Source organism: Actinopolyspora sabaoui, assembly GCF_051225635.1.
Lineage (GTDB): Bacteria > Actinomycetota > Actinomycetes > Mycobacteriales > Pseudonocardiaceae > Actinopolyspora.
In genome coordinates, this window is sequence record NZ_JBMIHH010000002.1 from 76,408 (window position 1) to 88,792 (window position 12,385).

Sequence of the window (12,385 nt, forward strand, 5' to 3'; positions counted from 1 at the left end):
TCGCTCACGCGGAACGGTCCCGAAACCGGCGATTTCCCCCGGGTTCACCCATGACGCCGTCGAGGGAGCGGTCAAACTCACATCATCCGGTGGGGCGGGCTGCCAACACGGCCGTGACGGCGGCGGCCGCCACCGCTCCCAGCGCGCTCCAGAAGCCGAAACCGAACGAGAAGCCTTCGGTCATGGCAGGCGCGGCGAGCGGCGCCAGCAGCGCGCGGAAGGACAGCACCACGGCGCACCCCGCGAGCAGCGCCGCGGCCCGGTTCTCCCGGGCGACCGGCACCAGCACGAGGGCGACCAGCACCACGAGCAGCGCGGTGAGCAGTCCCCACGAAGCGATGCCGAATCCGTTGAACAACCCCGGGGAGACGTGGTCGGGCGTGCGAAAGACCGGGAAGCCGAAGGCCGCCACGACCAGCAGGCCGGTGAGGACGATGGGCGGCAGCAACGAACGGTTGGGTGTGATCTCGCTCAGATCCACCTCGTCCCGCTCGATGGCCCCCGCGACAGCACCACACACCGCCGCGCAGCAGGTGAGCACGACAGCGGCGACGGTGCACCACACGCCGGTGGGCACGAGATCCAGCCGGGTTCCACCGGCGAACCGCAGCACGGTGTCCAGGTCCGCGGCGGCGGTCAGCGGGAGGATCGCCCAGGCGGTACCGAGCACCGGGCGCGGGGCGACCAGGCCGGGACGCAGCAGCGGAAGGCTGAGCGATAACTGCACGATCCCGGCCAGCAGCAGCGGCAGCAGGTTGTAGTTGTCCCCGAAACCGATCACGCGTTCCGGGGTGCGTAACTGCGGCAGCAGAGCGGCGACGACCGCGAGCGCCCCACCGAGCGCGCCCAGGGCTCCGGTCAGCACGGCGAGCCGGGTGTGGGCGGGTAACGAGATCTCGGAGGAGGCCTCCGCCGATCGTGCGCCGGTGCGACCCGCCGGAACCGACAACGCACCGAGTCCGAGCAGTGCGACCAGGCCGAAGCCGAGTCCCCACCCGAGCAGCAGCTCGGAGTCCACCAGCACGGCCACCAGCACCGGAACCGTGGTTCCCGCCAGATTCACGGCCAGGCCGACGAGGCCACCACGACCGACCTCGGGCTCCGCCGAGCTCAGCGCGAGTCCGGCTGCGATCGGGATCACGAGGGCGAGCAGCAGAGCTCCCGCGAACACCAGTGGTGGAGCGCTCAACAGCCCGTGGGAGACCACGAACGGGTCGAGCGAACGGAACCCGGCAGGCAGCGCCCCGGCCGCTCCGAGCGCCGCGAAGCACAGCACGAGCACGAACAGCGGCTGCCTGCCACCACTCGTGCCGCTCGCGGCGCGCGAGGTCTCACCGGTGGGCGCGCGGAGAGCCAGTACCCCGGCGAGGAACATCACGGTGTAACCGGAGAGCAGCAGCCAGGTTCCGGTCGCGGGCTCCAGCGGTCGCAGGCTCTCCCGCAGCAGTAGTTCTGGCCGGGCCAGCAGCCCGGGTTCGGCGAGAAGCTGCGCCGCTCCGATTCCGTTGGCGACGGCCACGGCGGCCGTGACGAGCAGCACCGCGCGCGCGGCGCCCGACCTGCGCGTGCGCAGGAAGCCGAACGCGGTAAGGGCGGGTAGGACGCCGAGCACGAGCAGCGGAGCAACTGAGGGATAGGCGGGTGGCGCGGCGGGGGTCACGACACCGAACAGCGGTGCCGTGCCGGAGGCGATAGCACCGAGCAACACGAGCAGACAGGCGAATCGCAGCCGGGGAAGAGGGTTCGTGCCGAGGACGAACTCGTCCGATGTGGCCGTCGGGGACGACCGGTCCGAACGTTCGGGCTCGGGGGTGGCGCCGGACTCGACTCCGGTTTCACTGCCGGGACGGGCGTTCACGTCGCGACGCTAGCAACTCCCTCTCGTGGCGCCAGGGCATGCCCCGAATAACGCTGCGAAGACGGACATCCCGAAAAGGCGATATCCAGAACCCCGTAACTCACCCGAACAAGCGACACAACGAGCTCGCTCGAACACCAAAAGTGTCATTTCTGCGCAGTCGTCACCCGTAGGACCTGGTTTCGAGTGCCCATCACGGACATGATTCGATGTGACTTATGACACCGAAAGCTTCGGAGAGGCAACCCCCGAAGGTCCACTGTGTCCGGAAGCGATCCACGTGGCGGACACCGAGCAGGGCGCCGAAATCGCAGGCAACGGCGGCAAGCACGCCAAGGAGCGAGGCCGGTGTCACGGGAGTTCCCCGGCGACCCGCCCCATGACACCGGAAAACGGGACGGAATCGATATCAAGATCGGGATTTGCCCCTAGGGGCATTCCTTGGTTAATGTCCCGACGTCCGTTGTCACAGTCAGATCACGAACAGGGACACTTCCCGGTTAACCCCGACCGGTCCGGGTCCCCCGCCCGGCCCAGTGATCCGGCTCCCCGAGACGGAAGGTCAAGCATTGACTCGACACCGCTCCCCCGGCGGTCAGCACAACACCCCGGTTCAACAGCACACCTCGGACGAAGAGTCCACATCGGATAAACCGCGCCGACAACGCACCCCGACTCCACCGTCGGTACTGCGGGGCAGGATCGTGGTCGCCGCCGTCGCGGCAGGCGCCTTCGCCGCCGCGGGCCAGGCCATGGCCGCCGAGCAGGACCAGTCCGACACCCCGCAGGAGGACCAGACCCCGCTGGCCTCCGGACAGAACGCGGCGGCGTCGTTGGGCTCGGTCACGGACGACTCCAAGACCGGAACGACCGCGGGCGGTGGCCCGGCCAAGGGCTCCGACGGAGCCAGCGTCGGGGGTGCCGTACCGGCACCGGAGATCCTGCCGGTGGCACGGACCACCGACACCAACGACGAGGTACGCAAGCTCGCCAAGAGCCAGCGGGTGGAACAGGCCCGCGAAGAAGCGCTGCGCGAGGCTCGGCAACCCGATTACTTCGCCCCCGCCGCGGGCACGTTCACCTCCGGCTTCGGCGGCCGCTGGGGCACCACCCACTACGGGATCGACATCGCCAACAGCAAGGGCACCCAGATCGTCTCCGTGGCCGAGGGAACCGTGATCGAGGCGGGACCCGCCAGCGGCTTCGGCCTGTGGGTGCGTGTGCAGCACAACGACGGCACGATCAGCGTGTACGGCCACGTCAACAGCATCACCGCGAGCGTGGGCGAGCACGTCGAGGCCGGTGAACAGATCGCCACGATGGGCAACCGGGGCTTCTCCACCGGCACCCATCTGCACTTCGAGATCTGGAACTCCTACGGCACGAAGATCAATCCGTTGCCCTGGCTCAACGAGCGTGGCGTCTACGTCAGCTGACCGAAACTCTCGCCCGGCGGGGCGTCAATTTCTCGCGAAATTGTCGCCCCGGTGCAGCAGTGCGGCCCCGATTCCAACCGCCACCTCACCTCAGGGCGGTGTCAATTTCTCGCGAAATCGTCGCCCCACCTCGGTGCGGTGCCGAACTCCCACCACCCCCGCGGCTCCCACCACCCACGCGGTCGGCACCGCCGCGAGGTTCCGCGCCACCCGAGCAGCTACGAGACCCGGGCGGAGAAAGTACTAGCGAGCGTTTTCGCCGTACTTCTGCTGCCGCCACTTCGTCATGATTCGGGGTAGCTCGGCACGGAGGAACTCGAAGAACCTGCGGGTCTCGTCGAGCCGGGCGCCCGCACCGGTGTGCGCCCCGAGGGTGTCGGTGCCCACCCGGAGCGTCTCCTCCCATTCGAGGAACTGGTCGTCGCGCTGCGCGAACGCCTCGTACCACATGTCGTCGCGCACCCGGTAGTGATCGTGGCGCTTGCCGGGCTCGCGCTCGCGCGAGAGCAGCCCCACGCGGATCAGGTAACGTACCGCGCCGGAAACGGCGGCTGCACTCACCTGCAACGATCCTGCCAGTTCGGCCGCGGTGCACGATCCCTCGTCATCGACGAGCATCCGCGCGAACACACGAGCAGGCATACGGGGAAACCCCGCCTCGGTCAGATTGAGCGCGAACCGCTCGACGAATCGCGCCACTTCCCGCTCGTCACGGCCCGCCGCTTCCACCGACTCCGGTGCGGGATCGGGTGTTGTCTCGGACATCCGGGACCTCCCGCACTTGTACCACGCATCAGCCGAACGACTGATTCACACATTTGCTTAATTTCACAGCTTCGTGAAAACAGTCTATCGCAACAACTCCGACCGCCGGGAACTCCGACCCCGGTAAGCCGACCCCGGGAAGCCAACCAGTTGCCCGACGAAACCGGACGGAGCCGGTCGCTCGGTTCATTCTGTTCACAGATTTATGAACGTTGTGTACCGTGTAAAACGTGGTACGCACGATCGCCGGCACCGGATCCGACAGGGCGGACCGCCGCGTGAAGCGGCTGTACTCCTCCCGCGCGGGGGAACGTACGGCGGACCCCGATCCGCCGCGGCTTTGAAAGGCAGCCGAACCGCCCGAATCCGTTCCGAAGGAGTCACGTTGAACTCCGACCCCACGGCCGTGACGATCTCCGGCCTGACCAAGGACTTCGGTCCGACCCGTGCACTGGACGGGTTGGACCTGAGTGTGCGTACCGGCGAGGTGCACGGTTTCCTCGGCCCGAACGGCGCCGGGAAGACCACCACGATCCGGATCCTGCTCGGACTGCTGCGCGCCGATTCCGGCGAGGCGAGACTGCTCGACGGCGACCCGTGGCACGACGCCACCGAGCTGCACCGCAGAATCGCCTATGTCCCGGGCGACGTGACGCTGTGGCCGAACCTCTCCGGCGGGGAGGTCATCGACCTGCTGGGCCGATTGCGCGGCGGTGTCGACCAGCGCCGGAAGGAGGACCTGCTGCGCCGGTTCGACCTCGATCCGCGCAAGAAGGCACGTACCTACTCCAAGGGGAACCGGCAGAAGGTCGGTCTGGTGGCCGCACTCGCCTCCGAGCCCGAGCTGCTGGTGCTGGACGAGCCGACCTCGGGGCTGGACCCCCTGATGGAGGAGACCTTCCGGGAGTGCGTTCGGCAGCAGCAGCGCGAGGGGCGCACCGTGCTGCTGTCCAGCCACATCCTCTCCGAGGTCGAGGCGCTCTGCGACCGGGTGACCATCGTCCGCTCCGGACGCACCGTGGAATCCGGCACCCTCTCCGAGCTGCGGCACCTGACCCGCACCTCGGTCACGGCGGAGCTCTCGGCCGCTCCGGAGGGGTTGTCCGAGCTGTCCGGCGTGCACGACCTGGAGGTCACCGGCACTCACGTCCGCTGCGAGGTGGACACCCCACACCTGGACGGGGTGCTGCGCGAACTCACCGCGGTCGGGGTGCGCAGTCTGACGAGTCAGCCTCCCACCCTGGAGGAGCTGTTCCTGCGGCACTACGAGCAGCAGCCGGAGACCTCCGCCCCCGAAGGAGCGAACCGATGAGCACGTTGCGCGGCACGGGAGCGCTCGTCCGGCTGATACTGCGCAGGGACCGGATACGCATCCCGGCATGGATCCTCGGTGTGGCGGTGTTCCTGCTGGGCAGCGTGGCCACCTTCCCGGTGGCCTTCGACTCCGCCGCCGACCGGCAGGCACGGGCCGCCCTGATGAACAACCCGGCCACGGTGGTGCTGACCGGCCCCGGTTTCGGGCAGCGGGACTACACCTTCGGCGCGATGGTCGCCAACGAGATGGGCGGGATGACGGCGGTACTCATCGCGCTGATGAGCATCCTGCTGCTGGTGCGGCACAGCCGCCACGAGGAGGAGAGCGGCCGGGTCGAGCTGCTGCGCGCGGGAGTGGTCGGCAGGCACGCCCCGCTCACGGCGGCGCTGGTCACCGTCATCGGCGTGAATCTGGCCCTGGGTGCCCTGCTCGGTCTCGCGCTGCCGGTGGTGCTGCCGCAGCTGAGCACGGCCGGCTCGCTGCTGTTCGCGGCGGGACTGGCCATGGTCGGCACGGTTTTCACCGCCGTGGCGGCGGTTACCGCACAGCTCATGGAGCACGGCCGCGCGGCGGCCGGGGCGGCGGCCTCGCTCCTCGCGCTGAGCTACGCACTGCGCGGCGCGGGGGATCTGGGCGACGGCACGCTCTCCTGGCTCTCCCCGGTCGGCTGGGCGCAGCGCACCCGCGCCTACGTGGACGGCACCGGCCTGCCGCTGCTGCTCGGGGTGGCGCTGACGGTGATACTGCTCGTGGCTGCGTTTCTGCTGCGCTCCCGGCGCGACGAGGGAGCGGGGCTGGTGCGGGGCCGCTCCGGCCGTGCCGCCGCCTCGGCCATGCTTTCCGGCCCGTTCACGCTGGCGCTGCGGCTGCAGCGCGGGGTACTGGCGGGCTGGACGATCGGTTTCGCGCTGTTCGGCGCGTTCGTGGGCGCGATAGGTGAGCAGGCAGCGGTGTTCGTGCGGGAGAACGAGATGGCCCGGCGCTACTTCGAACAGGCGGGCGGAGCCGACTCGGCCGAGACGATGATCGCCACGTACCTCTCGCTGCTGGGCATGGTGTCCGGTGGGTTCGCGCTGCAGTCCGCCGGGCTGCTGCGTGCCGAGGAGTCGGCGGGGAGAGTGGAACCCCTGCTGGGTGGTACCCCGCTGAGCCGGTCGCGCTGGGCGTTGTCCGGCCTGGCGGCCACGCTGTGCGGCAGCGTGCTGGTGATGGGCGGGGCCGGGCTCGGTGCGGGGCTGGTCTACGCGGGCACCAGCGGCGATCCGGGCAACGCTGTCCGGATACTGGGCGCGGCACTGGCCTATCTGCCCGCGGTCTGGGTACTGGTCGGACTCTCGACCCTGCTGTTCGGAGTGCTGCCCGGAGCCACCGGTTTGAGTTGGCTCGTGCTGACCGGGATCGTCTTCGTGGGGATGTTCGGGCCGCTGCTGCGAGTGCCGGACTGGATCTCGGAGCTCTCGCCGTTCGCACACGTGCCGACGCTGCCCACCGAGGAGTTCACCCCGCTACCGCTGCTCACGCTGGCCGCCACGGCGGTACTGCTGACGGCGGTCGGAGTCGCCGGATACCGGCGTCGCGACGCGGCCTGAACCGTTTCGACACCCGAACCTCGCGCGTCCCGGACCCCGCGGCCGAACCGCGGGGTCCGGGACGCGCTACAGCTTCACCAACGGCACGCTGCCGATGAGCATGAGCCGGATGGTGCCCGAGTCGCCGAAATCGATGTTGGCCGTGGCACGCGCCCCCTCACCGTCGGTCGAGAGCACCGTGCCGAGTCCGTACTTGTCGTGGTTGACCCGGTCGCCCGCCTCCAGCTTGATCGGGACGGAGTTCTTCCAGCTCGACGCGCCACCACCGCGGGAACCGCGATCGCCCGAACCGAAAGAACCTCCCGATCCGAGCTCCGAACCACCGCGACCACCCCAGCCGCCGCGCTCGCGTGGTGCGGAGCGCTCCGGCTCCAGCTTGCGCCACTCCACCAGATGCTGCGGAATCTCGGTGATGAACCGCGAGGCCGGATTGGTTACCGGCTGTCCCCAGGCCGAGCGCATCAACGCGCGGGAGAGGTACAGCCGTCGCCGGGCACGGGTGATACCGACGTAAGCCAGCCTGCGCTCCTCGGACAGCTCCTGCGAATCCCCCAACGCCCGCATGTGCGGAAAGACGCCGTCCTCCCAACCGGTGGCGAACACGACCGGGAACTCCAGGCCCTTCGCGGTGTGCAGTGTCATGAGCGTTACCAGGCCGTCGCTGTTCTCCGGCAACGCGTCGGCGTCGGCCACCAGCGAGACGCGTTCCAGAAAGGCACCGATCGAGTCGTCGGGCAGTGGATTCTCGTCCTGTTCCGTTGCCACGGAGTCTTCGCCGCCGGACTCTTCACCGCCGGGATAGTCGTCCGATGTGGACTCCGCTTCCCCGGCCGGGCGCGTGTCGCCGAACTCCCGGGCCACGCTGATCAGCTCGTCGAGGTTCTCCACCCGGGAGGCGTCCTGCGGGTCGTCACTGCTGTCCAGCTCACCCCGGTAGCCGGTGCGCTCGAGCAACGTACGCAGCACCTCGGCCACATCGTTGTTCGCGGACACCTCGCGCAGCTCGTCGAGCAGTTCGGTGAAACCGGCGACCGCGCGGGCCGAGCGCGAGTTGAGCTGCCCGATCTCGCCCCGGGCCCCGTGCCGGAGCGCGGCACCGAACGAGATGCGCTCCTGTTCGGCGTACTCGGCGAGCACCGTCTCGGCACGCTGGCCGATCCCGCGCTTGGGAACGTTGAGGATCCGACGCAGGCTCACGGTGTCGTCCGGATTGTCCAGGACCCGCAGGTAGGCCAACGCGTCCCGGACCTCGCGGCGCTCGTAGAACCGGACCCCGCCGATGACCCGGTACGGCAGTCCCAGCCTGATGAACACTTCCTCGAACACCCGGGACTGGTTGTTGGTGCGATAGAAAACGGCGATGTCGTTGAAGGTGGCCTCTCCCGAGTCCACCAGTCGATCGATCTCGGCGGCCACGAACGCGGCTTCGTCGTGCTCGTTGTCGCCCACGTAACCGACGAGTGGTTCCCCTTCGCCCGCCTCGCTCCAGAGCCGTTTCTCCCGGCGGCCGGTGTTGGAACGGATCACGGAATTGGCCGCCGACAGGATCGTCTGGGTGGAGCGGTAGTTCTGCTCCAGCACGATCGTGTCCGCCTCGGGGTAGTCCCGCTCGAACTCCTCGATGTTGCGGATCGTGGCGCCTCGAAAGGCGTAGATCGACTGATCGGCGTCGCCGACCACGCACAACTCGGCGGGCGGGATCTCGCTCGCCTCGGACTCGGTACCGACCAGCTCACGCACCAGCGCGTACTGCGCGTGGTTGGTGTCCTGGTACTCGTCGACCATGATGTGCCGGAACCTGCGGCGGTAGTGCTCCGCCACGGCCGGGTGATCACGCAACAACGAGACGGTGCGCATGATCAGGTCGTCGAAGTCCATCGCGTTGGAGTCCGCCAGCCGCCGCTGGTAGGCGGCGTAGACATCGGCGACCTTGCGCTCCAGGTCGCTGCCGACGCGTTCGGCGGCCGTGTCCGGATCGACGAGTTCGTTCTTCAGGTTCGAGATCTGCGCCGCGAGCGTGCGCACCGGATACCGCTTGGAGTCCAGCTCCAGGTCCCTGGCGACCAGCGTGACGAGCCGCCTGGAGTCGTCGGCGTCGTAGATCGAGAAATTGGTGGACAGCCCCAGGGTTCTCGCTTCGCGGCGGAGGATGCGCACGCACATCGAGTGGAAGGTGGAAACCCACATCGCGTTGGCGCGCCGCCCCACGAGCTCGGCCACCCGTTCCTTCATCTCGGTGGCGGCCTTGTTGGTGAACGTGATCGCCATGATCTGGCCCGGATGCACACCGCGCTGGTCCAGCAGGTGCGCGATGCGGTGGGTGAGCACCTTGGTCTTGCCCGAGCCGGCCCCGGCCACCACCAGCAGTGGTGTGCCGCTGTGCAGCACCGCACGGCACTGCTGCGGATTCAGCTCCGAGATCAGCTGTTCACTGGAGGGCAGCGGCGCGCTCCTCGCCATGCCGTCCCGGCCATCAGGCGGGGACGTCCCCTCGGATCGGACGGGACCGTCGGCTGCGGCGTCGAACAGGGTGCTCATCGGTAATTCAGAGTACCGTTCCGGCACCGGCGTACCACGGGCAGCCGAGACCGAACGCCACCCCGACATCCCTCGTTCGGACCAAGGCCCGCCTGGTGGTGCGACCTGGTTCGTTGTGGCAGACTGACCACGTGCTTACACGTAGTCGCCAGTTTTTCTACGGGCCCGGGACTCCGGCGTCCGTAGCTGTGTAAGCTCCAAGAACGATGCCCCGGAGTTCCGAACCCGGGGCGGTGGCGCATCCGGGGCGGATTCCGGGACCGACGACCCGGAGGAAGAGTTGAGCGCGACCGTGGACAGCGATCGAACCGGTGCCGAAAGCCCCGACCCCGAGTGGCCCGTCGAGAACGGCTCGGTCGAGGAACTCAGGGACGAGATCGACTACCTCGACGAGGAAATCCTGCGCCTGATCAAACGTCGGGCGGAAGTGTCCCGCCAAGTGGGCGCGGCGCGAATGGCCGAAGGGGGCACTCGCATCGTCTACAACCGGGAAATGGACGTGCTGGCGCGCTACCGTGAGCTGGGGGCCGAGGGACGGGAACTGGCGATGATCCTGCTCAGGCTCGGTCGCGGCAAACTGGGGCACTGACCGGAGTTCCCGAAGGGGCCGGAGTTCCCGAAAGGTTCGGCCGAACGATCGCTCGGTGGGAGTTCGCGGGTGACCGAGCGGTCCGGCCGGACCTCAGTGGGCCGACCAACCGCCGTCCATCGAGAACGAGGACCCGGTGACCGAGACGGCGGAAACACCGCACAACCACGCGGTCAGCTCCGCCACCTCCCCGGGCTCCACCAATCGTTTGACCGGGGTGCGCGCCAGCAGCACGTCCTCGACCACCTGCTCCCTGGGAACGCGGTCACGCACGGTGTGCTCGGCGATCCGGCGTTCGAGAAGCGGGGTGCGCACGTATCCCGGACAGATGCAGTTCGAGGTCACCCCGTAACCCGCCGCTTCGACGGCCACGGTCTTGGACAGCCCCTCCAGCCCGTGCTTGGCGGTAACGTACGCGCTCTTCAGGGGTGCGGCACGGATACCGTGCACCGAGGAGATGTTGACGATCCTGCCCCATCCGTTGCGGTACATCCCGGGCAGCGCGGAACGGATGATCCGGAACGGAGCCTGCACCATGACCGCCAACAGCAGTTGGAACATGTCCGGTGGGTACTGGTGCACCGGAGCCACGTACTGCAGCCCCGCGTTGTTGACCACTATGTCGGTGTCCTCGCCCAGCTCGGCGACGGCATCCGGTTCGGACAGGTCGACGACGGTGTATCGTGCCCCCGTCTCCTCGGCGACCCTTTCCACCGCTTCCGCCACGCGGTCGACGAGCAGCAATCGGGCCCCGCAGACCGCCAGCTTCCGCGCGACCGCCGCCCCGATCCCGCTCCCCGCTCCGGTGACGAGCGCTCGTTTGCCCGTCAGATCCACCGCGACTTCGGCGGACGCTCCCGCCGCGGCAGCCGAACTGTCAGCCATACCGGCAACTTAAAGGTGGTTACGGTCCCCATCCAACATCCGTACAGGGCAATTCGCCGCGGAATCCGAGGTTCCTCGGGCTTTTTCGACGTTCGCCGGGCTTTTCCGGTACTAAGCTGTCGAGTGGATGTGGCCGAACCGGCCACGATTGGGGGAAGGTGGGCCCATGGGCACGATTATCGACGTGATCGCGTTCGTGGTCACTCTGCTCGCTTTGCTGGCGGCGCTGGGCCACGCGGGGTATCTGACGTTGTTGTCGACCGCGGCGCGGAAACGCCCCGGCGGGCAACCGGCTGTCGGGTTCGCCCGGAAACGGGCCCCCGTGGCGGGGACCGCGCTCGGTCTGGGGCTGCTGGCCGTGTTGTTGTCCACGGGTGGCGTGGTTCCGGACGTGTTCGCCATTCTGCTCGGTGGTGGCGTGGGAATCGGTTCGACGCACGCGTTGCGGAGCACCCAGCAGGATTTTCGCGGTGGCAGGTACTGATCGGAGCTCCCCGCACCCCCGCGTGAGGGCGTGAACTCCCCACCGCACCCGGGGCGAAACCGCTCTCATTCCCTTCTCCGCCCTCACTCGGAAGTGGACCTCGAACCTCCCACATCAATCACAGAACGTTTCTCTCCGACCCGTTTCCGTAATCGTCACGGGGCTGCCTAGGCTGTCCCCGTGATCGACTCACCGAACTCCTCCACCGGTGCCCCGGCACGCGCTCTCGTGGTGACGGCCCATCCCGATGACGTCGACTTCGGCAGTGCGGGGACCGTCGCCGGCTGGACGGCAGGCGGCACCTCGGTCACCTACTGCGTCTGCACCGCGGGTGAGGCCGGGGCCCCGGAGGACGCCAGTAGGGAGTGGGTCCGGCAGCTGCGTGTCGCGGAGCAGCGACGTGCCGCCGCACGGATCGGAGTGGACGATGTGCGTTTCCTCGAGCACGAGGACGGCAGACTGACTCCGGACCTGACGTTGCGCCGCCGGATCACCAGGATGATCCGCTCCGTGCGCCCGGAGATCGTCGTCACGCACTCCCCCGAGATCAACTGGTCCAGCATCGCGCTGGCCCATCCGGATCACCGTGCCGTGGGCGAGGCCACCCTGGCCGCGGTGTATCCGGACGCGCGGAATCCCTTCGCACACCCGGAGTTGCTCGACCGGGAAGGACTGCGGCCGTGGACGGTGCGGCAGCTCTGGATCACCGAGGCGCCTGCGGAACGCGCCAACCACCCGGTCGACGTGACCGACCGGTTCACGGACAAGATCGCGGCCCTTTCGGAGCACGCCTCGCAAGTGGCTGATTCACGGGAACTCACCGCGATGATGCGCGAACACTTGGGCGCCAACGCGCGACGACACGGATTGGCGGAGGGTCGGATGGCCGAAGTGTTCCAGGTGGTCGACACCGCGTGAGTCGACGC

General features: G+C 68.5%; 10 protein-coding genes. 6 read left to right on the plus strand and 4 right to left on the minus strand.

The genetic code is table 11. The annotated features are described in order from the left end of the window. Window positions 1-82: 82 nt before the first annotated feature. The gene (locus ACOQFL_RS02875; RefSeq protein ID WP_435542533.1) at window positions 83-1,858 is read right to left on the minus strand and encodes a hypothetical protein; all 1,776 of its coding nucleotides are present in this window, start codon (window positions 1,856-1,858) and stop codon (window positions 83-85) included. A gap of 569 nt (window positions 1,859-2,427) precedes the next feature. Between ACOQFL_RS02875 and ACOQFL_RS02880 the strand changes: the two genes are divergently transcribed. Beyond that, window positions 2,428-3,294, plus strand: a complete 867-nt coding sequence (locus ACOQFL_RS02880; RefSeq protein WP_435542534.1) for a M23 family metallopeptidase — start codon at window positions 2,428-2,430, stop codon at window positions 3,292-3,294. 243 nt (window positions 3,295-3,537) lie between these two features. On the opposite strand, the gene ACOQFL_RS02885 is transcribed toward ACOQFL_RS02880, so the two are convergent. Then, entirely contained in the window at window positions 3,538-4,059 is a 522-nt protein-coding gene (locus tag ACOQFL_RS02885; protein WP_435542535.1) for a GbsR/MarR family transcriptional regulator, read from the minus strand. A gap of 385 nt (window positions 4,060-4,444) precedes the next feature. Between ACOQFL_RS02885 and ACOQFL_RS02890 the strand changes: the two genes are divergently transcribed. Together ACOQFL_RS02890 and ACOQFL_RS02895 are read left to right on the plus strand one after the other, a co-directional pair. Continuing rightward, on the plus strand, window positions 4,445-5,371 hold the full coding sequence (locus ACOQFL_RS02890) for an ABC transporter ATP-binding protein (protein WP_435542536.1): 927 nt from the start codon (window positions 4,445-4,447) through the stop codon (window positions 5,369-5,371). Then, on the plus strand, window positions 5,368-6,963 hold the full coding sequence (locus ACOQFL_RS02895) for an ABC transporter permease (protein ID WP_435542537.1): 1,596 nt from the start codon (window positions 5,368-5,370) through the stop codon (window positions 6,961-6,963). The genes ACOQFL_RS02890 and ACOQFL_RS02895 overlap by 4 nt, the downstream gene beginning before the upstream one ends. 66 nt (window positions 6,964-7,029) lie before the next feature. On the opposite strand, the gene ACOQFL_RS02900 is transcribed toward ACOQFL_RS02895, so the two are convergent. Beyond that, window positions 7,030-9,501 (minus strand): UvrD-helicase domain-containing protein, encoded by a 2,472-nt coding sequence (locus ACOQFL_RS02900; RefSeq protein WP_435542538.1) that lies wholly within the window; start codon window positions 9,499-9,501, stop codon window positions 7,030-7,032. A 280-nt stretch (window positions 9,502-9,781) separates the two neighbouring features. Here ACOQFL_RS02900 and ACOQFL_RS02905 point away from each other — a divergent pair, with 280 nt between their 5' ends. Continuing rightward, window positions 9,782-10,090 (plus strand): chorismate mutase, encoded by a 309-nt coding sequence (locus ACOQFL_RS02905; RefSeq protein ID WP_435542539.1) that lies wholly within the window; start codon window positions 9,782-9,784, stop codon window positions 10,088-10,090. Between the two features lie 93 nt (window positions 10,091-10,183). Here ACOQFL_RS02905 and ACOQFL_RS02910 read toward each other — a convergent pair whose 3' ends face one another. Then, window positions 10,184-10,975 carry a 3-hydroxybutyrate dehydrogenase gene (locus ACOQFL_RS02910; protein WP_435542540.1) on the minus strand — a complete coding sequence of 264 codons (792 nt, stop codon included), beginning with the start codon at window positions 10,973-10,975 and terminating at the stop codon, window positions 10,184-10,186. A gap of 166 nt (window positions 10,976-11,141) precedes the next feature. On the opposite strand from ACOQFL_RS02910, the gene ACOQFL_RS02915 reads away from it, so the two are divergent. Both ACOQFL_RS02915 and ACOQFL_RS02920 read left to right on the plus strand, forming a co-directional pair. Next, complete coding sequence (locus tag ACOQFL_RS02915; protein ID WP_435542541.1) at window positions 11,142-11,459, plus strand: hypothetical protein; 318 nt, start codon at window positions 11,142-11,144, stop codon at window positions 11,457-11,459. A 180-nt stretch (window positions 11,460-11,639) separates the two neighbouring features. After that, window positions 11,640-12,377: a PIG-L deacetylase family protein gene (locus ACOQFL_RS02920; RefSeq protein ID WP_435542542.1), complete on the plus strand. Its 738-nt coding sequence runs from the start codon at window positions 11,640-11,642 to the stop codon at window positions 12,375-12,377. Window positions 12,378-12,385 lie beyond the last annotated feature (8 nt).

Excerpts from the sequence above, each read along its gene's own strand:
- ACOQFL_RS02910 (WP_435542540.1), bottom strand. The coding sequence starts at position 10,975 with ATGGCTGACAGTTCGGCTGCCGCGGCGGGAGCGTCCGCCGAAGTCGCG.
- ACOQFL_RS02900 (WP_435542538.1), bottom strand. The coding sequence starts at position 9,501 with ATGAGCACCCTGTTCGACGCCGCAGCCGACGGTCCCGTCCGATCCGAG.
- ACOQFL_RS02885 (WP_435542535.1), bottom strand. The coding sequence starts at position 4,059 with ATGTCCGAGACAACACCCGATCCCGCACCGGAGTCGGTGGAAGCGGCG.
- ACOQFL_RS02915 (WP_435542541.1), top strand. The coding sequence starts at position 11,142 with ATGGGCACGATTATCGACGTGATCGCGTTCGTGGTCACTCTGCTCGCT.
- ACOQFL_RS02895 (WP_435542537.1), top strand. The coding sequence starts at position 5,368 with ATGAGCACGTTGCGCGGCACGGGAGCGCTCGTCCGGCTGATACTGCGC.